This is a genomic window from Streptomyces iakyrus, from assembly GCF_000717055.1.
Lineage (GTDB): Bacteria > Actinomycetota > Actinomycetes > Streptomycetales > Streptomycetaceae > Streptomyces > Streptomyces iakyrus.
Map to the genome: position 1 here is coordinate 42207 of NZ_JNXI01000013.1, position 21070 is coordinate 63276.

Below are 21070 nucleotides of genomic sequence, written 5' to 3' on the forward strand. Positions count from 1 at the left end.
ATGTCACGGCACCGCTGATCCTGGTGGGACTGAACCTCAACGCCGTTGAGGACAATGATCAGACCGGCACATGGGTACGGCTACTCAGCTCCGCGCCGGGTGGATCTCCTGCTTCACCGGGCCGAGTCAGCTGCCCTCCCCCCGCGGGCCGTTGCTGCGCGCACTGCCGTCAAGGCAAAAGCCGTCGACACCAACGCTTCGATCGCATCCTCAACGCGGAAACGTCGGTCGTTTCGGGAGGCAGGACCGGCATGCCGAACTGGATGCAGCCTGCCGGATGCGGCGAAGAAGACCGCGTCCCTGCGGAGGACTGCAATCACCCGCTCAGCCCAACATGCGCTCGACCCTCGCGGCTCCTACCGTGGTTGAGTGAACAGCCGACACGTGAAGGGTTCCGCTGGTCAACGGGATGGCGCGCGTCGGCTCCGCACGGCACCGGAAGGCGGACCGGACATGGCCACACGGTCAGACACCCCCGTTCTCGACACGCTCGCCGCCATGACGGTCGACTCGATCGAGCGCTGCGGCCTGGACGAGAAGACGTTCCTTCTCACCCGCCTGGCCGCGCTCGCGGCCATGGACGCACCAGCGATCTCCTACCTCGCGCATGTCGACCCTGCCATCAAGGCCGACCTGACCGCCGAGCAGTTGCAGGACGTTCTCGTCGCCATCGCCCCCGTTGTGGGTACGGCACGCGTCATGTCGGCCGCAACGCACATCACCGAGGCACTCGGCATCACCATCGCCCTGGCCGAGGCCGAGGCCGAGGCGATGGCCGAGACGGAGGCCCAGAGCAGGAGCAAGACGTGAGATGTGCCTCTGGATCGCCTGCTCGGGTACACCCGTCCTTCTCAGCCAGGTCCTCCTCCAGCCGGAACGCTCCTTGATCGACCAGCGCCCGCACTCCCGCACGGGGGTGGAGACGACCAACGGCGACGGTTTCGGCGTCGGCTGATACACGCGCGACACGCACATCCTGATCGTCCTGGCCGTCCTGATCGTCCTGGCGATCCTCGCGGCCGCCGCCGGATCGGCCGGCCGTGCGACGGACCAGCGACGGAACGCGCGGCCCCCGTGAGTCATGGTCGGAAAGCCGCCCCCCGGGCACCCGTCCCGCAGATACTCCGGCGTCACCCAGGCGCACAGCGGCGCGGGTCGCGGCGACTCTGCGGTCCGGGGCCCCGCCCCGGCTGCTGTCCCGCCTGTCGGTGCTCAACGTCATGAAGGGCTCCCCACGGCTCGTCAACCCGGGCCACTGGCTGCCGCGGCCTCACCCGCATCGGGTGAGGCCATCCGGGCCTTGCCGTGCCCACGCTGGAGCCAGCACGCGACGGCGGCGCCGGGCCGACGCCCGGGACGGAGGAGAGACATGAGCGCGCAGACGTACCTGGCGTACGACTACCCCCTGCTGAGTGTGTTCTGGAGCATGCTCCTGTTCTTCCTGTGGATCATGTGGTTCGTCCTGCTCTTCCGTGTAGTGGTCGACATCTTCCGTGACGACGACATGAGCGGCTGGGCGAAGGCCGGCTGGCTGGTGCTCACCGTCCTGCTGCCGTTCCTGGGCGTCTTCGTCTATGTGATCGCCCGTGGCAAGAACATGGGCCGCCGTGAGACAGCGCAGGCGCGTGCGCAGCAGGAGGAGTTCAACACCTACATCCGGGAGACTGCGGCCGGCGGCCGGAACAGCAGCGTCGACGAACTCGCCAAGCTGTCCGAGATCCGCTCCCGCGGCGACATCACGGACGAGGAGTTCCGCAAGGCCAAGGACCTGGTCCTGACCGGCCACGGTCCGGCGGAGCACTCGGGCCTCACCTCTCGTACCACCCATCGCTGAGCATCCGGATCGCACGAAACGAGGCACGAGATGACCGCGACACCCACCCGTCCGGAACACACGGTGAAGCAGGAATGGGCAACCGGCCTGACGGCCTTCGCGGCCGTGATGCTCTTCCTCGTCGGCCTGCTCGACATCTTCCGGGGCATCATGGCCATCGCCGAGGACGACATCTTCCTCACGACGCGCAACTATGTGTTCGAGTTCGACCTCACCGGCTGGGGCTGGGTCCACCTCGCTCTGGGCGCGGTCGCCGTGATCGTCAGCATCGGGCTGCTCCAGACCGCGACCTGGGCGCGCGTCACCGGCGTGGCCATCGCCGGACTCGTCATCATCGCCAACTTCCTCTCCCTGCCGTATTACCCGGTCTGGTCGGTTGTGATGATCACCATCTCGGGCTTCGTCATCTGGGCCCTGTGCGCGGTCCAGCGCGGCAACCTCTACGAGCTGTCGGAGGAGCGCCCGCTGTCCGAGGAGCGCCGGCCCTACGAGAAGCGCCCACCGGCCTAGTGCGACGTAACCGGAACACGAGGGGACCGGGAGGGGTCGGCACAGCCCCGCTCATGAGCCGTGCGGGACGGGCCCGCCTCGCCGTACTCGCCCTGCTGGGCAGCATCCTGGTGCCGCTCGTCGTCGCCGGTCTGCGGAGCGTGCTGTGGGCGCTGGCGGGCATCGCCGGACTGGCGCTCGCCGCCGTCGGGGTGTGGTGGACCCTGGCACACACCGGTGCGCTCCGTGCCCTCGGGGCGGCCCTGTCGCTGATCGCGCCGGGCGCTGTCCTGGCCCTGTACGCCTCATTCGGCATGCTGGGGCCGGCCTTGCTGTCCCTGGGCCTGTGGCTGCTGGCCCTCACAGCGGCACGTACGGCCCTGGCACCTGGTCACACCGCCACCTCCCGGCATGCTTTCGCGGAGGCACCCCATACCCCCTGGGTCCTCATGAATCCGCGCTCCGGCGGCGGCAAGGTGGATCGTTTCGACCTGGTGGAGAAGGCCCGGGCCGCGGGCTGTCGTGTGGCCCTGCTCGACGCGGGCCGGCACCAGGACGTCACCGAACTGGCCCGGCAGGCCGTAGCCGAGGGAGCCGATCTCCTGGCGGTGGCGGGCGGCGACGGCACCCAGGCGCTGGTGGCCGAGGTGGCGGCGCGCCACGACCTGCCGTTCGTGGTGATTCCCGCCGGTACCCGCAACCACTTCGCCCTCGACCTCGGCCTCGACCGCGACGATCCGGCAGCCGCCCTGGATGCCCTGACCCACGGCGTCGAACTCCGCATCGACCTCGGGTACGCGGCGGACCGGGTCTTCGTCAACAACGCCTCGTTCGGCACGTACGCGTCCATCGTCACCGACCCCGCGTACCGGGATGCCAAAGCCCGCACGACCCTGCGCACGCTCCCCGGCCTCCTCACCGGCGAGAACGCGCCCAGGCTGCGGACCCGGGCCGATCGGACGTACGTCGACGGACTTCAGGCACTACTCGTCAGCAACAATCCCTACGGTCGTGCTGTCGACGCGGCCCATCCGGGGCGCCGGGAGCGCCTGGACTCGGGACTCCTCGGCGTGGTGTGCGTGCGGGTCGGCAACACCGCCCAAGCGGCGCGCATGGTAGGCGGTCCGCGCTCGGGGGGACTCATCCGGCTGAGCGCCGCGGAGGTCGTCGTCGAAGCCGGCACGGGCACCCTCCCGGTCGGCATCGACGGAGAGCACGTCGTTCTGCCGTCACCCGTCGTGTGCCGCAGCGCGCCCGGGGCGCTCCGGGTGCGCGTGCCGCACCGTCGCTCCCACGCACCGCGGGTCAGTGGCGCTGCGGCCGACTGGCCACGCGTGGCACGGATGGCGCTGGGCCGCCTCTCCTCGGGCCGGGGACAAGACCAGCGATGAAGGAGCGGCCAGGCAGGCCCACGCGGGCACTCGGCGTCCGGATGCTGCCAGTCCGAGCCCGTGCTCGCTCCTCGTACCTCAGCGCGGAAGCGCTGGCCGATCTCCCGAGACGTGATCGTCAACGGAAGTCCTCCGGCTGATGGTAAGAGGGCTGTTTGCGCACAGTGCGCCAACGCGACCGCGTCTGCTCGACGATGCTGTCCCACTGGCGGCGAACCTCATCCTGGGACGGGCGCAGGCCCTGATGGATCCGGACGAGTTCGTCTCGTACCTCCCGCCCCAGCGGCCGCCGATGCGACAACGAGCATGGCACCGAAAAGGACCGAAGCCATCCCGAAGACCGCGCCAGTCGCGCCATAGCGTGAGGCGTAGGAAGTGAACAGACGCGGGAGGTAAACGGTCGCGATCACCGAATAGGCCGCAGCCAGGACGGCGGCGGAGACCGCGAACGGGAGCAAGACCACCCAAGCGAGCCGCTTCGCAGAGAGAATCCATCCACTCCAGGCGAAGAAGGCCGTGGTCACCGGTACCGCGCATACCGCAGCCGCGAGCCCCAGGCGTCCCCTGAACCGCTCCTTCGAGGCGCTGTGCGTCCGCGCTGGCGTCCGCAGGGTCCGTTTTCACGACCTGCGTCACACGTGCGCCTCGCTGCTTCACGAACAGGGCGCCGACGCCCGCCTGATCACGGAGCAGTCTGATCGGCTCGCAAAGGCGGTTGCCGTCAAGCACTGCGGTCGAGACAAAAGCCAGAGGCCCTGTGGATCACTCCACAGGGCCTCTGGTTTGCTGTGCACTCGGCAGGATTCGAACCTGCAACCTTCTGATCCGTAGTCAGATGCTCTATCCGTTAAGCTACGAGTGCTTGTTCTGTTTTTTCGCCGCTCTCGGGCCTTCCGGCTCGCTCGCGGCGACAGGAAGAACATTACATGACTGCCGCCGCCATGTGAAATCCGTTAGCCGCACCCCTTGTGAGCTGCGGAAACGGCACTTCCGGCCGCTCCTTCGGGCGCCCTCCCGGAGGGCAACGACAGCGAAGCCCCGGTCGGGTGACCGGGGCTTCGTGATCGAGTGCGGAGGCGGAGGGATTTGAACCCTCGATGGGCTTTAAGGCCCAAACCGCATTAGCAGTGCGGCGCCATAGACCGGACTAGGCGACGCCTCCAGCATCACTCCCGCGCGAGCGCGAGCGGTGCGTGCCGATGATGACACAGTCGAGCGTGCTGTCACCAATCGACCCCCACGGTACTAGGCGGGAAGGGCGCAGGGCAAAGGCCTTGTCAGGCCCGTGCGGGCCTCCGCTCGTGTGGCGGCGCGCAACATCCGGGGCCGCATCGCGTTAGTCAGGGCATGTTGCGTGCCACTCCCCGGGCCACCGCCCGCCCCGTCCTGCGGCGCCTCCTCATCGGTGCCGCCGCCTCCGTCGCCGCCGCCGGGTCGCTGACCGCGGCGCCCCCGGCCGCGTATGCCCAGGCCGGAGGGACCGGACTGCTGTCCCCGGCCGGCCCCAGCGGCCCGGACCGCGATCACCTCACCATCACCGTGCGGAACGCCGGCGGCGGGGCCGACGGGACGTTCGAGCTGTACTGCGGCCCCGACGGGGGCAGCCACCCCGACCCGCGCGGCGCCTGTGCCGTCCTGGAGCGGGACGCGCGGTGGGGGCAGGACGTCTTCGCGCCCGCGCCGGAAGGCGGCTTCTGCACCATGCAGTACGGCGGCCCGGCCACCGCGCACGTCACCGGCACCTGGGCCGGACGGCCCGTCGACGCCACGTACGACCGCCGTGACGGCTGCCAGATCTCCCGCTGGGACCGGCTCGTGCCGCTGCTGCCGGGCATGGGGGGCGACCGGAGCGCCAGGGCCTGAGCCATCGGGCGACTCCCGTGCGGCAGACAGGGCGGGCCGTTCCGACGGCTCCTTTCTGCGCCACTGCCCACCCTCATCACGCCACTCTGGCCAAAAGGTACAGAAACGCCGTCGTCGTAAAGGTCCCGCGAAGGTCTCGCGACGTCGTCGCAGGAGGGCGGGCGTTTGGCGGTTACTCGGTCGTCAGTTCGGCGTCACTTCCTCGTGCGACGTCGCTCCCATCCGGCGTCGCGAGCGCAACCGCAGCCCTTAGACTCCCTCGCGTGACACGCCGCGGGACGGTTGGCAAGATGGCCCGAGCGGTCGGCAAGGTGCGGTAACAGGGAGGAAGCGTCTCGTGAGCAGCAGGCCATCCCGAGGCGCTGCTCGCCTCGCAGCCATACTGGACGCGCTTCCCGACGCGTTGGTGCTGGTCAACGCCAATGGGACGGTCGTCAACGCCAACACCATCGCCCTGGAGGCCTTCGAGACCCCGGGGACCGCTCTGGTGGGGCGCGGGCTGCTCGATCTGCTGCCGCAGTTCGACTCCAAGCTCATCCCCGGCTCCATGCGGCGCCCGGAACACCTCGACCCGCAGGCCCGGACCAAGCCGACCCGGATGATCGCGCGCCGGACCGACGGGACCGAGTTCCCCGTCGAGGTCACCAGTGCGAATCTGGAGAACGGCCAGCAGGCCTACGACGGTTACGGGTACAGCGGTGACGAGCTGCTCATGCTCGTCGTGAGGGACCTGACCGGGACCGTGGACACCGAGGCCGAGCTCGCCCGGTCCCAGCGGCAGACCGAGATGATCCTGCGGGCCGCGGCCGAAGGCGTCGTCGGGACCGACACCGACGGCCGGATCGTGCTCGTCAATCCGGCCGCCGCCCAGATACTGGGATTCCGGGCCAGCGATCTCGGCGGGCGCGAACTGCACGACCTCGTGCTGCACTCCCGCCCCGACGGCACGCCCTTCCCCTACGACGAGTCGCCGCTCGCCGACACCCTGCGCTCCGGGCGCAAGCACCGGGTGCGCGGCCAGGTGCTGTACGCCAAGGACGGCGGCAAGGTGCCGGTCGACCTGACGACCGCGCCCGTGCGCGACGGCGACCAGCTCGTCGGCGCCGTCATGACCTTCACCGACCGGCGGCCCTACGACGCCGTCGTCGAGGAGAAGGAGGCGGCGGAGAAGCGGCACGCCGAGGAACTGGAGCGGGTCGCCGAGGAGCACGCCTCCGAGCTGACCGCGCTGCGCCAGCAGCACGTCACCGAGGTGGAGGAGCTCACCGAGCGGCACGCCGAGGAGCTCGCCGCGAACGAGGAGCGGTACGCCGCCCTCGGGGAGCGGGAGAAGGACCGCTTCGAGGCGCTCGCCGCCCGGCACGAGCAGTTGCTGACCCTGCTCGGCCGGTCGCTGCGCGGCCCGCTGGACGAGCTGCGCCGCGAGCTGGCCGCGCTGGCCGCCGACGACGCCGGGCAGCTGTGGCCCGAGGCCAACCAGGTGCTGCACCACCTCTCGGCGGGCTACGCGCGCATCACGACACTGATCGACAACGTCCTCGGGTACCAGCGGCTCGACGCCGGCAGCGAGGACATCGCCCGTACGAAGGTGATGCTGGACGCCGTCGTCGCCGCCGGGGTCGACGGGGCCGTCGAGCTCATCGGGCCCGGGCGGGTGCAGTTCGCCGTGCACGCACCGCCCATCGAGGCCGAGGTCGATCCCCGGCTGCTCGCGACCGCCCTCGCGCATCTCGTCGCGGACGTGGCGGGGGTCGACGCGACCGGCAACACGCCCGTGTCGGCGGGCGGTTACCTGGACAACACCGTCGTGGTGGCGGCGGCGCAGCGTGGCGAGGTCGTCCGCATCGAGGTGCGCGGGCCCTACGCCGGCGGCGACACCGTGCACGAGCCGATCGTGCGCGGGATCGTCCGGGCCCACGGCGGTGTGCTGCAGACGCACGACGTGCCGGGGATGAGCGGGAGCGCGTACGTCCTTGAGGTGCCGATCGGGGGCGGGGCCGGGGCGGTTGCCGTCCAGCCGGTGGACGAGTCCGCCGCGCTCGCTCTCGTCGACCCCGCGGCCGTCGAGCCCGCTGCCGTCGATGCCGCTGGGCAGACGTCCGGTGGGGGGCGGCGCCGGGCGCGGCGGGCCACCACCGACGCGTTCCTGGACGGAGACGTCCCGGGTGGTGAGGGCGAGGCGGCCGGTGGTCCCGGAGCCGACGGGGCCGCGCCCACCGGGCGGCGCAGGCGCCGGGCCGCCGGGGAGCAGGCGGCCCTTCCGGCGCAGGCGTCCGGTGAGGGCGGCGCGTCGGGCGGCACCGGGCGACGGCGGCGCGCGGCGGAGGACGCCGGTGCGGGTGCCGTCGGCAGCGCCGTCCAGGGGGTCGCCGAGGGGGCCGTGGTGACGGCCGCCGAACATGCGGCGGGCGCCGCCGCCTCGAACACCGGCCTGGGCGGGACCGTGCCGCCGCAGGGTGTGCCCGCGCCGTCCGGCCGGCGGGGCCGACGTGAACCCGGTGAGCAGGCCGCGCTGCCGCCGGCGCTGCCCGCGCCGTCGTCCGGTGGCGAGGCCCCCGGTCCGTCCGACGCGGCTCAGGGGCAGGCCCAGCAGCCGACCGGGCGTCGGCGGCGTGCGCTGGCCGCCGCCAACGAGCGGGCGGCGGCGGCCCAGGAGGCGGCCGGGCCGCGTCCGGTGTTCGCGCTGCCGCCGGCCGAGGCCGATCAGACCCCGGCCCCCGCCACCGCCACCGCTCCCGAGCCCGCGCCCGCCCGGCAGGAGGCTCCGGCCGAAGCAGGGCAGCCGGTCGCCGACGGGCCGGTGGGGGCGCCGGGTGCGGTGCCCGCTCAGGGGCAGGTGCCGGTTCCGGAGCAGGGCGCCGGGCCGCTCCCCGGTGTGGGCGCCGCCGGTGACGGGGCGGTCGAGGAGGGGCGGCACGACGCCGTCCCGCACGACCAGTCCGCCGATCACACTCCGCCGCAGCCGCACCCGACCAGCGCGCCGACCGGCCGCCGGCGACGGGCCGTCGCCGCGCCGCAGCCGGCCGAGGGCGCCGGGGCGCAGGTACCGGTGAATGCCGCCCAGGCGGGTCCGGCGCCTGCGGGCTCCGTGCCTGCGGGTTCCGTGCCTGTTGGTTCCGCAGCCGCAGGTTCTGTGCCTGCCGGGGCGGGCCAGGTGGCTCCGGTCCAGGCCGGCGTCGCCGCTTCCCCCGTCGCGCCGGGTACGGCCGTGCCGCCGCAGGGCGTACCGGCTCCCGCGCAGGGGACCGTCCCGCACGGCACCCCGCCGCAGGCCGTGTCCGTCCCCGCCCAGGGCGGGCTCGGGCAGAGTGTGCAGGCGGCCCTGCCGGGGCAGGCTGTCCAGCCCCCCGCGCCGTCCCAGCCCCTGCCGCAGCAGGGCGTCGCCGCCGCGCCGGGTCAGCAGCCGCCCGCCGGGCCGCTCCCCGCGGAGGCCGCCCCCGGGCAGGGCACCCCGCCCCAGGGCATGCCCGCCCAGGCGACGGCGGCCCGGCAGCCCGGTTCCCAGCCCTGGCCCGCCGCCGACGACCCGTCGGGGGCCGGTGCCGCACACCCCGCGCCCCCGAATGGCACGCCGCCCCGGGCCGCGCAGCAGCACACGCCCGTCCCGGGCACCCCACTGCCGCCGGAGGGAGCGCCGCGCGCGGCTCAGCCGTTGCCCGCCGAAGCCGCCGCGCCCGTCGACCCGAACTCGACGCAAGGGAGGGCGATCAGTGTGCGGACGCTGGGCCAGGGCGTGCCGTTCAACCGGCAGGCGGTCCAGGTCCAGCAGCCTTCGGCCGTGCCGGCCCCGCAGTCCGCCCCGCACCCGCAGCAGACGGCGACGCCTCCCCCGCACCAGCCGGGCGGATCAGGACGGCGCCGCAAGCTCGGCACGCCGCCCGACCCGGCGACGCGTACGGATCAGGCGGCCCGCCCGGAGCAGGGGCAGCCGCGTCCGGAGCAGCAGGCGCCCCGCCCGGAGCAGGCCGCTCGGCCGCATCCGGCGGCCGAGCACACACCGCCGCCGGTCGCCGCACCGGCCACCGCCCCCGTTCCGGCCCAGCCGTCCCTCGCGGGTCAGTCGCGCCTGGCGCAGATGACCGAGGGCGGCGGACGGTCGTACGCCATAGGCGCGCCGGACGAGAACGCCGCCGAAGGACCGGAGCCGCTGGACGGGCCCGGCGGGGCCGTCGAGGTGGCGGATCCGCCGCGGCCGCAGCCGATGGACGACGAGCTGCCGCCCGAGCCGCTGGACAACCCGCGGCGGCTGCTGGTGTGGCCGGCGCCGGACGTCAGCACCCAGCAGGCGCTCAGCGACCGCGGCTACCGGCCGGTGATCGTGAACTCGCGCGAGGAGGTCGACGCGCAGATCGCGGCCTTCCCCGCGGCGCTGTTCGTCGACCCGCTGACCGGGCCGATCACGCGGACGGCACTGCAGTCACTGCGGCAGGCCGCCGTTGCCGCCGAGGTGCCCGTCCTCGTCACGGCCGGGCTCGGGCAGGCCTCGCGGGACGCGGCGTACGGCGCCGATCCGGCCGTGCTGCTGAAGGCGCTGGCGCCGCGCGACAGTGAGCAGCACCCGCCGCGGGTGCTGCTGATCGAGGAGCACGCGGAGATCGCGCTGGCTCTGACGGCGACGCTGGAACGGCGCGGCATGCAGGTCGCGCGGGCCGCGAGTGACGCGGACGCGGTGACGCTGGCGGGCCAGTTCCGGCCGAACCTGGTCGTGATGGACCTGCTTCAGGTGCACCGGCGGCAGGAGGGGTACGCCGGGATCATCGACTGGCTGCGGGCGAACGGGCAGCTCAACCGCACCCCGCTCGTCGTGTACACGGCCGCCGTCGACCAGGCGGACCTACCGCGGCTGGCCTCCGGAGAAACGGTGCTGTTCCTCGCGGAGCGGTCCACCAGCTCCGAGGTGCAGTCCCGGATCGTCGAGCTGCTCAGCCGGATCGGGAACAACTGAGCACCGGGAACAACTGAGCACCGGGACCGACTGAATTCCGTGCGGTGGTCCTACCGGGCCGTCAGCCGGCGCGCGGCCTCCTTCACCGAGGCCCGCAGACGGTCCCGTTCGGACTCGCCGTCGCCGACCAGGATGCGCCGCATCTGCGGGACGACGGCGGTCCAGTTGGCCAGGGCGGTCAGCAGGAACAGCAGGTCGGCCGCCGGAATGGCGTCCGTGACGGCTCCGCGCCGCTGCCCCTCGTGGAGGGCGGCGACCTTGCGGGCGTAGTGCTCCTGGCGGTCGGACTCGTGGGGCAGCTCGGTGCTGCCGTACTCCAGGCCCTCCCAGAAGAGCAGGCGCAGCAGCTCCGGGTGGGCGGCGTGGTAGTCCATCAGGCGGTCGACCCAGCTCTCGATGTCGTCCGGGTCGACCGGGACGGCCTCGGCGAGGTGGAGCATCTTCTTCTCGAGGACGATCGCGAACAGCTCGGCCTTGTTGCCGAAGTAGGCGTAGATGAGCTGCTTGTTGGCCTTCGCCGCGGCGGCGATGCGGTCGATGCGGGCGCCGGCGATGCCGTGCCGGGCGAACTCGGCGACCGCCGCCTCGAAGATCCGGGCCTTGGTGGCCTCGGGGTCCCTTGCTGCCATGGGGGAGAGGGTAGCGCGCCGGGTAACCAACTGTTTGGTTGACAGGGAATGGCGGGGCGGCTCAGACTGTTCCCTCCTTTACCAACCAACCAGTTAGTTGCTAGAGCCGACTCCAAGGAGTCCCCTCCCATGCCGTCAGCGACCACCACCCCGGTCCGTGGCACCGCCGCCCCCGCGCGGCAGGACCGTACCCCCGCCCCCGGTCTCTTCCTCACGCTGCTCGCCGTGTGCAGCGCGGTCACCGCCGCCAACATCTACCTCGCCGCGCCGCTGCTGCCGCTCATGGCCCGCGACTTCGGTTCGGCGCCCTCGGCCATCGCCTGGATCGCCTCGGTCGCCCAGCTCGGCTACGCGGTCGGGCTGCTGTTCTTCGCGCCGCTCGGCGACAGCGCGAACCGGCGCCGGCTGGTCGCCGGGCTCACGCTCGTCACCGCGCTCGCGCTGGGTGCCAGTGCGGCCGCCCCGGGCACCGCCGCCCTCGCGGCCGCGGTGTTCGTCGCCTCGGCGGCGACCGTGATCCCCCAGCTGCTCGTCCCGCTGGTCGCCGAGCGGGCCCCCGCCGAGCGGCGGGCCCGGCATGTCGCGGCGGTCATCGCGGGCCTGTTCACCGGCATCGTCGCGGCCCGGGTTCTGGGCGGGCTGGCCGGGCAGGCGTTCGGCTGGCGGTGGGTGTTCGCGGGTGCGGCCGTGCTCACGCTCGCTCTGGGGCTCGCGACCGCGGTGGTCCTGCCGTCGCGGAGGCGCCGGGAGGGCCCGCTGTTCGCCGGGCTCGTCGCGCTGCCGTCGGTGCTGCGGAGTTCGCCGGAGCTGTGGCGGGCGTGTGTGCGGCAGGCCGGGATGTTCGGCGCGTGGAGCGCGCTGTGGACCTCGCTGGCCCTGCTGCTGACCGGTCCGCAGTACGGACTGTCCACCGCGACCGCCGGGCTGTTCGGGCTCTTCGGGCTGACCGCGAGTGCGGTGGCGCCGCTGGCGGGCGGGCTGGTGGACCGGTTCGGGGCGGCGCGGGTCGTGCGCTCCGCGTACCTGATCGCCGCCGTTTCGGTGCCGCTGTTCTGGCTGGGCGGGCAGGTGCTGGGGGCGCTGTTCGCCGCAGCGGTCGCCGTGCACGCGGCCCTGGTCGCCTCCCACGTCGCCAACCAGACCCTGGCCCTGACCGCGACCTCCACCCCCGCCACGGCCAACACCGCCTACGTCGTCGCCGGTTTCGCGGGCGGCGCGGCCGCATCGGCCCTCGCGGGGAGCGCCTTCAGCCACTTCGGGTGGGAAGGGGTGTGTGTCGTGGCGGGGGTGTGGCTGGTGCTGGGGTGGGGCGTGACCGCCGTACGCCGGTGAGGTGCTGCCGTACGGCGGTCCGCCGGTAGGTCAGAGGCTGGTGACGTCCAGCTCCCCCTCCGCGTACTGCCTGCGCAGGACCTTCTTGTCGAACTTGCCCACGCTCGTCTTCGGGACCGCCTCGACGATCGTCCAGCGCTCGGGGAGCTGCCACTTGGCGATCTTGCCCTCGTCGGCGAGGAAGGCGCGCAGGGTCTCGAAGGTGGCGGTGGAACCCTCCTTGAGGACGACGGTGGCCAGAGGGCGCTCGCCCCACTTGTCGTCGGGGACGGCCACGACGGCCGCCTCGGCGACGTCCGGGTGGGACATCAGGGCGTTCTCCAGCTCCACCGAGGAGATCCACTCGCCGCCGGACTTGATGACGTCCTTGGCCCGGTCGGTGAGGGTGAGGTAGCCGTCGGCGGAGATCGTGCCGACGTCGCCCGTCTTGAGCCAGCCGTCCTCGCTGAACTTGTCGGCGGGACGGAGGGGTTCGCCGTCGGGGCCGTTGTAGTAGGCACCGGCGATCCAGGGGCCGCGCACCTCCAGCTCGCCGGCCGACTCCCCGTCCCAGGGGAGGCGTTCGCCGCCGGGGCCGGTCAGGCGGCCCTCGACGCCGGCCGGGAAGCGGCCCTGGGTGAGGCGGTAGGCGAACTCCTCCTCCGTGCCGGCCGCCACCCCGGCCGGCGGACGGGCGATCGTGCCCAGCGGGGACGTCTCCGTCATGCCCCAGGCGTGGCAGACCCGCATGCCCAGCTTGTCGAAGGCCTCCATCAGCGAGGGCGGACAGGCCGAGCCGCCGATGGTGACCTGGCCGAGGCAGGAGACGTCACGGGGGTTCGCGGTCAGCTCGGCGAGCAGGCCCTGCCAGATGGTGGGGACGGCGGCGGCGTGGGTCGGCCGCTCGCTCTCGATCATCGCGGCGAGCGGGGCCGGCTGGAGGAAGCGGTCCGGCATCAGCATGTTCACGCCGGTCATGAAGGTCGCGTGCGGCAGGCCCCAGGCGTTCACGTGGAACTGGGGGACCACGACCAGGGAGGTGTCCTCGTCGGTCAGGCCCATCGACTGGGCCATGTTGACCTGCATGGAGTGCAGGTAGACGGAGCGGTGGCTGTAGACCACGCCCTTGGGGTCGCCGGTGGTGCCGGAGGTGTAGCACATGGCGGCGGCCTGGCGTTCGTCCAGCTCGGGCCAGTCGTACGAGGTCGGCTTGCCGGCGATCAGGTCCTCGTACTCGTGAACGTGGATGTGACCGACGGCCGCGCCGTCGAGGAGGGAGCGGTCTCCGGGGCCCGTGACGACCACGTGCTCGACCGGCTTCAGGTGCGGCAGCAGCGGAGCGAGCAGGGGGAGCAGCGATCCGTTGGCGATGATCACGCGGTCGGCGGCGTGGTTGACGATCCAGGCGAGCTGCTCGGGAGGGAGGCGGAGGTTCAGGGTGTGGAGGACCGCACCCATGGACGGGATCGCGAAGTAGGCCTCGACATGTTCCGCGTTGTTCCAGGCGAGGGTCGCCACGCGCTCGTCGCCGGTGACGCCGAGGTCGTCCTTCAGCGCGTGCGCCAGCTGGGCCGCGCGGGCGCCGATCTCCGCGAAGGAGCGGCGGTGCGGCTCGTCCTCACCGGTCCAGGTGGTCACCTGCGACGTCCCGTGGATCGTCGACCCGTGGGTCAGGATCCTTGAGATCAACAGCGGTACGTCCTGCATGGTGCTCAGCACGGCGTCCTCCCGGGGGCGACTTTGCCTACGCGGTGGTAAAGGTTGCGCTGATTCTGCGCACATACCGCGTGGTATGTCACTAGGGGCGGGTGATCGATCAGATCACGCCATGCCGGAGGGTCAGCTCACAAGCGGGCGGAACACCGCCTCACTGGCGGACAAGTCCCAGCTCAGCGTCCTCGCGGAGCTTGCCGATCGCCCGGGAGACGGCCGACTTCACCGTGCCCACCGAGACGCCGAGCACCTCGGCCGTCTGGACCTCACTGAGGTCCTCGTAGTACCTGAGGACCACCATCGCCCGCTGCCGGTCGGGCAGCCGCATGATCGCCCGCCACATCGCGTCGCGCAGCGCCTGCTGCTCGGCCGGGTCGTCACCGCCGGGCACCGGGTCCGGCTCGGGCAGCTCGTCGCAGGCGAACTCGTCCACCTTGCGCTTGCGCCACTGCGAGGTCCGGGTGTTCAGCAGCGCCCGGCGCACATAGCCGTCGAGTGCGCGGTGGTCCTCGATGCGCTCCCAGGCGACGTACGTCTTGGTGAGGGCGGTCTGCAGCAGGTCCTCCGCGTCACTCGGGTTGCCGGTGAGCGAGCGGGCGGTACGCAGCAGCACCGGCTGGCGGGCCCTGACGTACGACGAGAACGACGGGTACGGAAGGGTCTGCGCCGCTGGTCCGGCCGCCTTCGAAGCGCTCGTGCAGACGAGTGTGGTCATGGCTCAACGCTATGAGCGAGGGCACTGCGAGCGGATCGGCCGCAGGTCCCGAAGCGGGGTCCCCCTCAGGTTGTAGGGGTAGGGCCCGCTGCACCTCCTGTAGGTGGAGCGGTGGACCCGGGGTACTGCGGGTTCACCCCTGGGGGGCGGCGGTCAGTACGAGTCCCGACGTAGGCACACCCGTCCCCGCCGTCACCAGGACCCGCTGCGCCCCGGGCACCTGGTTCACCGCCGTCCCCCTGATCTGCCGGACGGCCTCCGCGATGCCGTTCATGCCGTGCAGGTACGCCTCCCCGAGCTGACCGCCGTGCGTGTTGAGCGGCAGGTGCTCCCCGGCCACGAAGTCCGCCGCCTCGCCGGGGCCGCAGAAGCCGAACTCCTCCAGCTGTGTCAGCACGAACGGCGTGAAGTGGTCGTAGAGGATCCCGACGTCGATGTCGGCCGGGGCGAGCCCCGAGGCGTGCCACAGCTGCCGGGCGACCACCGCGGCCTCGGGCAGCCCGGTCAGGTCGTCGCGGTAGAAGCTCGTCATCTGCTCCTGGGCGCGTCCGGCGCCCTGGGCGGCCGCGGCGATCACGGCCGGCGGGTGGGGCAGGTCGCGGGCCCGTTCGGCGGAGGTGACGACGAGGGCCTGGCCGCCGTCCGTCTCCTGGCAGCAGTCGAGCAGCCGCAGCGGTTCGACGATCCAGCGGGAGGCGGCGTGGTCGGCCAGGGTGATGGGCCGGCCGTGGAAGTGGGCCGCCGGGTTGGTCGCCGCGTACTTCCGGCCGGTGACCGCCACGTGCCCGAACGCCTCCGGGGTCAGCCCGTAGGTGTGCAGGTAGCGCCGGGCCGCCATCGCCACCCACGAGGCCGGGGTGAGCAGGCCGAACGGCAGGGACCAGCCCAGGGCCGCGCCCTCGGCCGACGGTTCCCGGTGCCGCACCCCGGAGCCGAAGCGGCGGCCCGAGCGCTCGTTGAACGCCCGGTAGCAGACGACCACGTCGGCGACGCCCGCGGCGATCGCCAGGGCGGCCTGCTGGACGGTGGCGCAGGCCGCGCCGCCGCCGTAGTGGACGCGGGAGAAGAAGGACAGCTCCCCGATGCCCGCCGCCTGGGCGACGGTGATCTCGGGGCTGGTGTCCATCGTGAAGGTGACCATCCCGTCGACGTCGGCCGGGGTCAGCCCGGCGTCCGCGAGGGCCGCCCGCACCGCCTCGACGGCGAGGCGCAGCTCGCTGCGGCCCGAGTCCTTGGTGAAGGCGGTGGCCCCCACACCGACGACGGCGGCACGCCCGCCGAGACCGTCCCGCCCTCGCCGGCTCATGCCGGGACCCTCACCGTCACCGTGCCCGTGACGTGCTTGCCGATGCCGTTCGCGCCGGTGACCCGGACGGTCACCGTGTCGCCTTCGACCTCCTCGACCGTGCCCGTGAGCACCATCGTGTCGCCGGGGTGGTTGGGCGCGCCCAGCCGGATGGCGACCCGGCGCAGCTGCGCACGCGGGCCGAAGTGGTCGGTGATGTAGCGGCCGACCAGGCCGTTGGTCGTCAGGATGTTCATGAAGATGTCCGGCGAGCCCTTGCGCCGGGCGAGCTCCGGGTCGTGGTGGACGTCCTGGTAGTCCCGGGAGGCGATCGCCCCGGCGACGATCAGGGTCCGGGTCACGGGGATCTCCAGGGGCGGGAGGCGGTCACCGGCCTTCACGGGCCCACCCCCCGGAACACCGGCAGCTCCAGCTCCTCGTCGTACCGCCGGAACTCCAGCCGCACCGCCATGCCGATCCGCACCTCGTCGTACGGCACTCCGACCACGTTGCTGACGATCCGCACGCCCTCGGCGAGTTCGACGAGGCCGACCGCGTAGGGCGGTTCGAAGGCCGGGAAGGGCGGGTGGTGCATGACGACGTACGAGTAGACCGTGCCCTCGCCGCTCGCCGCCACGGTGTCCCAGTCCGGGGAGCCGCACGCGTTGCACCCCGGCAGCCAGGGGAACCTCAGGGCGCGGCAGGCGGTGCAGCGCTGGATGAGCAGTTCGTGGCGGGCGACGCCCTCCCAGAAGCCGGCGTTGTCGCGGTTGACGACCGGGCGGGGGCGGCGTTCCACCGGTTTCGAAGACCGGTGTGCGGGGGCGTACTTGAGGATGCGGAAGCGGTGGGTGCCGGCGAGTTCGCCGCCCGCGCGGACGTCCGTGCGGGTGGTGACGAAGTAGCCGGCCCCGAGTTTCGTGGTCTTGCGGGCGGACACCGACTCGATCACCGAGTCGAAGGTGATCCGGTCGCCCGGGCGCAGCGGGCGCAGGTACTCCTGTTCGCAGTCGGTGGCGACGACCGCGTCGTGGCCCGACGTGTCGAGCAGCGTGAGGAGTTCGTCGTACGCGGCCGTGCGTTCCGGCCGGTGGGTGAGACCGGCCATGGTCCAGGCCTGGAGCATGGTGGGCGGGGCGATGGCGTCGGGGCCCGTGTACGCGGGGCTGGTGTCGCCCATGGCCTCGCACCAGTGCCTGATCATCGGCTCGTTGACGAGGTCGCGGCCGACCCCGGTGGCGGCGGCCGGGAGGCCCTCGTAGGCCTTCAGGCGCGCCTCGAACTCCTCGTGGACCTCCGGCTCACCACTCACGGTTTCTGACTGTCCGTCAGATTTATTGCGCCGTCAAGGCCCAGAAGACGCGAGAACGCCTGTGCGGCGGTACCGGAGTACCGCCGCTCAGACGTTGTGACCCCACGAAGCACACCCCACAGCACCCGGGCCGGTGCCGCCGCACCGGCCCGCTCAGCTCACCACCACAGCGGGGCGAAGCTGACGGCGGTGTTGTCGTTGCCCTGGATGACGGCCGTGGGCTCCGTGCCGTTGACCTGGGCGGTGTTGCTCTGGTTCGAGGCGCCGTCGCCACCTGCCTGCTGCTGAGTGGTGGCCGAGTTGCCGAAGTTGTCGCCGCCGACGCCGCTGCCGAGGATGCCCTGCTCGGCCTCCTCGACGGCCGCGATGGATCCGTTGTCCGCGAAGGCGCCGTTGTCCGCCGTCGCGACGCCGGTGAAGAGGGCGGCCGCGAGCGGAAGGGCGGAGACGGCCGCGATGACGCGGGCGGTACGGATGCTTGCCATGTTCTTGTCCCTCCAGGACTGTTCGGAATCGAGGACGCACCGGCCCCTGGCCGTCGTGCGTGAATCACTGCTGCCACCAGGGAAGTTGGCCGACCGCCCCGGTGCGGTGCTCGACGTCGCGAGTCCAGAGTTGCCCACCGAATCCCCGGCGAGCCACACCGGAAGCCGCTATTCGCACGCAAGCGTGAGGACAAGTCGATAAACCCCTGTGCGTCACTTCCGTACCGGATGGGAGCGAAAGGGAGCGTTCGAATCCGGATGCCGCAAGGGATGAAGCGTTCCAGCAGCCTTCCCGGCCGCCGCCCGGCCCCGGCGCGTCGCACCCGTTCCCCCTTTCCTTTTTCGAACGTACATACGAAACTAGAGTCATGGCCACCACCGACCGGCAGGCCACGACGCTGGCCCTCGCACACGCCCTGTCAGCCGCCGAACGCGGACTGGCCGTCCTCCCCCTGTCCCGCTCCAAGCTCCCGGCCCTGCGCTCCCCGCACCGCGACGACCCCGCGCCCTCCCCCTGCCACGGCGCGTGCGGCCGCCTCGGGCACGGGGTCTACGACGCCTCCAGCGACCCGGACCGCATCCGCGAGCTGTTCGCCGCCGCGCCCTGGGCGACCGGCTACGGCATCGCCTGCGGACTGCCCCCGCACCATCTGATCGGCCTCGACCTGGACGTGAAGACCGGCACGGACTCCTCGGCCGCCCTGCGCGAGCTGGCGCTGCGGCACCTCTTCACGATCCCGCCGACCGTGGTCGTCGTGACCCCGTCCGGCGGGCGGCACCTGTGGCTGAGCGGACCGCCCGAGGTGGTCGTCCCCAACTCGGCGGGCCGGCTCGCCCCCGGCATCGACATCCGGGGCGCGGGCGGCTACCTGGTAGGCCCCGGCTCCCGCACCGGCCAGGGCGTGTACGCCGCCGCCCCGGGCACCGCGCACCTGGCCCCCGCCCCCTGCCCCCGCTCCCTCCTGCGGCTGCTCCTCCCGCCACCCCGCGCCCACCACCCGCTGCCCGCCTCGGCCGGCGGGCACGGCCAGGGCCTGGTCCAGTTCGTCCTGGCCGCCCACGAGGGCCAGCGCAACACCCGCCTGTTCTGGGCGGCCTGCCGGGCCTACGAGGACGGCATCGGCCCGGCGCTCGTGGATCCGCTGGCCGACGCGGCCCGGGCCACCGGCCTGTCCGAACGGGAGGCCCGGGCGACGATCGCCTCGGCGGCACGGATGACCGGGCACCGGCCGTGAACCGGCTCCGCCCATGACCACCACCGAAAGACCTCGATGCACCTCCACGCGAAACGGCCGGCCCTGGCGCTCGCCCGCCTCGTCCTGGCCTCCGGCCGCCCGGTGGACCTCGCCGAGCTGCGGTTCTCGTCGACGTACGGCGACCTGCTCGACGGCTACCCCTGCAAGCCGCTGAACGACCTGCGCATCCGCAGCCTCCTGCACGCCGCCGAGCGGTCCCGCCCGGGCACGCCGGTGCACCTCGTCCCGCCCCGGCGCGAGTACCCCGACCAGTACGCGGGCGGCCTCGGGCCGGTCGAGGTGCTGCCCGCCGTGGCCTGCCTCGGCACGTTCCACTCGGCGGCCCTGGACCCCGCCCGCGACCCGGTCGCCTACCGCTCGCGCCTGACGGTCGTCTGGTTCCAGTCCACGCCCCGCCTGCCCTCCGACTGCGACGCCGATACCGCGCTGCGCGACCTCGACTGGGCCGTGCTGGCCCGGGACGCCCCGGCGCCCCCGTAGGGTCGTCCGATGAGCGCTTCCCGTACGGAACTGCCCCGCTGGCAGTTCGAGTTCACCTGGTCACTGTTCGAGTACCACCTGGAGCGGCTGGAGCCCGAAGACTTCCTCTGGGAGCCCGCGGAGTACTGCTGGACGATGCGCCGGGGCCCCGACGGCGCCTGGGTCCCGGACTGGGCGGACACCGAGCCCGACCCGGTCCCCGTGCCCACCCTGGGGTGGGTGAGCTGGCACATCGGATGGTGGTGGAGCGTCACCCTCGACCACGTACAGGGCCGCCCGCCCCGCGACCGGGCAGACGTCGTCTGGCCCGGTGAGGGCGCGCCGACGGTCGACTGGCTGCGGGGCCTGCGCGCCCAGTGGCTGAAGGCCCTGGACGACCTCACCGACGAGGACCTGGACGCCACGGCCCCGTTCCCCTGGCCGAACGATCCCGGGCACACCGTCGAGCACATGGTGGCGTGGGTGAACGCGGAGCTGATGAAGAACGTGAGCGAGATAGGCCAACTGCGGCTGCTGCGGACGGCGTCCGCCGTACCGGTACGTCGACATCACTAACGGCAGGCCTGTGACCTGCCGCGATGCGTACGACGCGGTTCACCCGGGCCGTGTCCCCGGCTCCCGGGGCGCGGCCGCCCGGGTCGTGACATCGTGGGGGCATGAGCATCGACGTTCGCCCGGCCACGGACTTCGAGGACGTCCGTGCCGTGCTCGGGCCGAAGTCGCCCGGAGCGAACGTCTGCTGGTGCCTGAGCTACCGGATCCCCTCCCGGCTCAACAACGAACTGCGCGGCCCGGCCCGCGGCGCGTACGTCGCCCAGCTGTGCAGCGCGGATCCGCCCCCGGGCGTCCTCGCCTACGACGATGACGAACCGGTCGGCTGGGCCGCCGTCGCCCCGCGCGCGGGCACCTCCTTCGCCCGCAACCGCAAGATCCCGCACATCGACGACCTGCCGGTGTGGTCGCTCTGGTGCGTCCGGGTCCGCCCCGGCCACCGCAAGCAGGGCATCTCGCACGCCCTCATCGCCGGCGCGGTCGGGTTCGCCCGCGACCGGGGCGCACCGGCGATCGAGGCGTACCCCCTGGACAACGGCGACGCCAAGGTCGATCTGACGATGGCGTACGCGGGTCTGCGGAAGAACTTCGAGCGCGCCGGCTTCGTCCACGCGGCGGACACGACCTCGGTCCTGGCCGGTCACCCCCGCATTCTGATGCGCCTCGACCTGCGCTGACATGGGTTCGACCCCACGCTGAAAAAGGCTCGACCGCTGGCGACGGGGGATGCACCAGCGGTCGAGCTATGGCCAAGGGTAACAAGCGCTTGCCCACCGCGAGCCGACTACCCGTCAGGAAATCCCGGTTGTG

The 21070-nt window shown here is 72.6% G+C and carries 19 protein-coding genes, 2 tRNA genes and 1 pseudogene; 13 read left to right on the forward strand and 9 right to left on the reverse strand.

Annotated features, from left to right (window positions below; all coding sequences use genetic code 11):
* Positions 1-453 precede the first annotated feature (453 nt).
* The 6 genes and pseudogenes from OO68_RS20130 (at position 454) to OO68_RS48745 (ending at position 4545) form a co-directional block, all read left to right on the forward strand.
* Positions 454-810, forward strand: a complete 357-nt coding sequence (locus OO68_RS20130) for a carboxymuconolactone decarboxylase family protein (protein WP_033309797.1) — start codon at positions 454-456, stop codon at positions 808-810.
* 1 nt (position 811) lies between these two features.
* Positions 812-952 (forward strand): annotated as a pseudogene (locus OO68_RS45540) (class II glutamine amidotransferase); the annotation flags it as partial.
* Between the two features lie 417 nt (positions 953-1369).
* Positions 1370-1834 (forward strand): SHOCT domain-containing protein, encoded by a 465-nt coding sequence (locus tag OO68_RS20135; RefSeq protein WP_033309798.1) that lies wholly within the window; start codon positions 1370-1372, stop codon positions 1832-1834.
* 30 nt (positions 1835-1864) lie between these two features.
* Positions 1865-2344 carry a DUF7144 family membrane protein gene (locus tag OO68_RS20140; RefSeq protein WP_033309799.1) on the forward strand — a complete coding sequence of 160 codons (480 nt, stop codon included), beginning with the start codon at positions 1865-1867 and terminating at the stop codon, positions 2342-2344.
* A 53-nt stretch (positions 2345-2397) separates the two neighbouring features.
* On the forward strand, positions 2398-3714 hold the full coding sequence (locus OO68_RS20145; protein WP_033309800.1) for a diacylglycerol/lipid kinase family protein: 1317 nt from the start codon (positions 2398-2400) through the stop codon (positions 3712-3714).
* Between the two features lie 516 nt (positions 3715-4230).
* Complete coding sequence (locus OO68_RS48745; RefSeq protein WP_403551789.1) at positions 4231-4545, forward strand: tyrosine-type recombinase/integrase; 315 nt, start codon at positions 4231-4233, stop codon at positions 4543-4545.
* On the opposite strand, the gene OO68_RS20150 is transcribed toward OO68_RS48745, so the two are convergent.
* Together OO68_RS20150 and OO68_RS20155 are read right to left on the reverse strand one after the other, a co-directional pair.
* A tRNA-Arg gene (locus OO68_RS20150) sits at positions 4504-4576 on the reverse strand. The genes OO68_RS48745 and OO68_RS20150 overlap by 42 nt on opposite strands.
* A 209-nt stretch (positions 4577-4785) precedes the next feature.
* Positions 4786-4876: transfer RNA gene (locus OO68_RS20155), tRNA-Ser, on the reverse strand.
* Between the two features lie 185 nt (positions 4877-5061).
* Between OO68_RS20155 and OO68_RS20160 the strand changes: the two genes are divergently transcribed.
* Both OO68_RS20160 and OO68_RS20165 read left to right on the forward strand, forming a co-directional pair.
* Positions 5062-5577 carry an SSI family serine proteinase inhibitor gene (locus OO68_RS20160; RefSeq protein ID WP_033309801.1) on the forward strand — a complete coding sequence of 172 codons (516 nt, stop codon included), beginning with the start codon at positions 5062-5064 and terminating at the stop codon, positions 5575-5577.
* A gap of 337 nt (positions 5578-5914) precedes the next feature.
* The gene (locus OO68_RS20165) at positions 5915-10522 is read left to right on the forward strand and encodes a response regulator (RefSeq protein ID WP_078625377.1); all 4608 of its coding nucleotides are present in this window, start codon (positions 5915-5917) and stop codon (positions 10520-10522) included.
* A 50-nt stretch (positions 10523-10572) separates the two neighbouring features.
* Here the strand turns inward: OO68_RS20165 and OO68_RS20170 are convergent, their stop codons facing one another.
* Entirely contained in the window at positions 10573-11151 is a 579-nt protein-coding gene (locus OO68_RS20170; protein ID WP_033309802.1) for a TetR/AcrR family transcriptional regulator, read from the reverse strand.
* Between the two features lie 129 nt (positions 11152-11280).
* On the opposite strand from OO68_RS20170, the gene OO68_RS20175 reads away from it, so the two are divergent.
* Positions 11281-12483, forward strand: coding sequence for an MFS transporter (locus OO68_RS20175; protein WP_033309803.1), 1203 nt, complete (start codon positions 11281-11283; stop codon positions 12481-12483).
* 30 nt (positions 12484-12513) lie between these two features.
* On the opposite strand, the gene OO68_RS20180 is transcribed toward OO68_RS20175, so the two are convergent.
* The 6 genes from OO68_RS20180 to OO68_RS20205 form a co-directional block, all read right to left on the reverse strand.
* Complete coding sequence (locus OO68_RS20180) at positions 12514-14169, reverse strand: long-chain fatty acid--CoA ligase (protein ID WP_033309990.1); 1656 nt, start codon at positions 14167-14169, stop codon at positions 12514-12516.
* 160 nt (positions 14170-14329) lie between these two features.
* A complete protein-coding gene (locus OO68_RS20185; protein WP_033309804.1) occupies positions 14330-14890 on the reverse strand; it encodes a SigE family RNA polymerase sigma factor in 561 nt (186 codons plus the stop codon).
* 133 nt (positions 14891-15023) lie between these two features.
* On the reverse strand, positions 15024-16196 hold the full coding sequence (locus OO68_RS20190) for a lipid-transfer protein (RefSeq protein WP_033309805.1): 1173 nt from the start codon (positions 16194-16196) through the stop codon (positions 15024-15026).
* Positions 16193-16576, reverse strand: a complete 384-nt coding sequence (locus OO68_RS20195) for a MaoC family dehydratase (protein WP_033309806.1) — start codon at positions 16574-16576, stop codon at positions 16193-16195. The genes OO68_RS20190 and OO68_RS20195 overlap by 4 nt, the downstream gene beginning before the upstream one ends.
* The gene (locus OO68_RS20200; protein ID WP_033309807.1) at positions 16573-17487 is read right to left on the reverse strand and encodes a bifunctional MaoC family dehydratase N-terminal/OB-fold nucleic acid binding domain-containing protein; all 915 of its coding nucleotides are present in this window, start codon (positions 17485-17487) and stop codon (positions 16573-16575) included. Before OO68_RS20200 ends, OO68_RS20195 begins: the two co-directional genes overlap by 4 nt.
* Before the next feature lie 158 nt (positions 17488-17645).
* Positions 17646-17972, reverse strand: coding sequence for a hypothetical protein (locus tag OO68_RS20205; RefSeq protein WP_033309808.1), 327 nt, complete (start codon positions 17970-17972; stop codon positions 17646-17648).
* 368 nt (positions 17973-18340) lie between these two features.
* Here OO68_RS20205 and OO68_RS20210 point away from each other — a divergent pair, with 368 nt between their 5' ends.
* The 4 genes from OO68_RS20210 to OO68_RS20225 all read left to right on the forward strand — a co-directional run bounded on the left by OO68_RS20210 (position 18341) and on the right by OO68_RS20225 (position 20937).
* A complete protein-coding gene (locus OO68_RS20210) occupies positions 18341-19207 on the forward strand; it encodes a bifunctional DNA primase/polymerase (RefSeq protein ID WP_033309809.1) in 867 nt (288 codons plus the stop codon).
* Between the two features lie 36 nt (positions 19208-19243).
* Positions 19244-19708 (forward strand): hypothetical protein, encoded by a 465-nt coding sequence (locus OO68_RS20215; protein WP_033309810.1) that lies wholly within the window; start codon positions 19244-19246, stop codon positions 19706-19708.
* Between the two features lie 9 nt (positions 19709-19717).
* The gene (locus OO68_RS20220; protein ID WP_033309811.1) at positions 19718-20263 is read left to right on the forward strand and encodes a DinB family protein; all 546 of its coding nucleotides are present in this window, start codon (positions 19718-19720) and stop codon (positions 20261-20263) included.
* 101 nt (positions 20264-20364) lie between these two features.
* Positions 20365-20937, forward strand: coding sequence for a GNAT family N-acetyltransferase (locus OO68_RS20225; protein WP_033309812.1), 573 nt, complete (start codon positions 20365-20367; stop codon positions 20935-20937).
* Positions 20938-21070: the final 133 nt, after the last annotated feature.

What these genes read in the sequence shown, in the direction of transcription:
- OO68_RS20130 (WP_033309797.1), top strand. Translation starts at nt 454, where the DNA reads ATGGCCACACGGTCAGACACCCCCGTTCTCGACACGCTCGCCGCCATG.
- OO68_RS20135 (WP_033309798.1), top strand. Translation starts at nt 1,370, where the DNA reads ATGAGCGCGCAGACGTACCTGGCGTACGACTACCCCCTGCTGAGTGTG.
- OO68_RS20140 (WP_033309799.1), top strand. Translation starts at nt 1,865, where the DNA reads ATGACCGCGACACCCACCCGTCCGGAACACACGGTGAAGCAGGAATGG.
- OO68_RS20145 (WP_033309800.1), top strand. Translation starts at nt 2,398, where the DNA reads ATGAGCCGTGCGGGACGGGCCCGCCTCGCCGTACTCGCCCTGCTGGGC.
- OO68_RS20160 (WP_033309801.1), top strand. Translation starts at nt 5,062, where the DNA reads ATGTTGCGTGCCACTCCCCGGGCCACCGCCCGCCCCGTCCTGCGGCGC.
- OO68_RS20170 (WP_033309802.1), bottom strand. Translation starts at nt 11,151, where the DNA reads ATGGCAGCAAGGGACCCCGAGGCCACCAAGGCCCGGATCTTCGAGGCG.
- OO68_RS20175 (WP_033309803.1), top strand. Translation starts at nt 11,281, where the DNA reads ATGCCGTCAGCGACCACCACCCCGGTCCGTGGCACCGCCGCCCCCGCG.
- OO68_RS20180 (WP_033309990.1), bottom strand. Translation starts at nt 14,169, where the DNA reads ATGCAGGACGTACCGCTGTTGATCTCAAGGATCCTGACCCACGGGTCG.
- OO68_RS20185 (WP_033309804.1), bottom strand. Translation starts at nt 14,890, where the DNA reads ATGACCACACTCGTCTGCACGAGCGCTTCGAAGGCGGCCGGACCAGCG.
- OO68_RS20190 (WP_033309805.1), bottom strand. Translation starts at nt 16,196, where the DNA reads ATGAGCCGGCGAGGGCGGGACGGTCTCGGCGGGCGTGCCGCCGTCGTC.
- OO68_RS20205 (WP_033309808.1), bottom strand. Translation starts at nt 17,972, where the DNA reads ATGGCAAGCATCCGTACCGCCCGCGTCATCGCGGCCGTCTCCGCCCTT.
- OO68_RS20210 (WP_033309809.1), top strand. Translation starts at nt 18,341, where the DNA reads ATGGCCACCACCGACCGGCAGGCCACGACGCTGGCCCTCGCACACGCC.
- OO68_RS20215 (WP_033309810.1), top strand. Translation starts at nt 19,244, where the DNA reads ATGCACCTCCACGCGAAACGGCCGGCCCTGGCGCTCGCCCGCCTCGTC.
- OO68_RS20220 (WP_033309811.1), top strand. Translation starts at nt 19,718, where the DNA reads ATGAGCGCTTCCCGTACGGAACTGCCCCGCTGGCAGTTCGAGTTCACC.
- OO68_RS20225 (WP_033309812.1), top strand. Translation starts at nt 20,365, where the DNA reads ATGAGCATCGACGTTCGCCCGGCCACGGACTTCGAGGACGTCCGTGCC.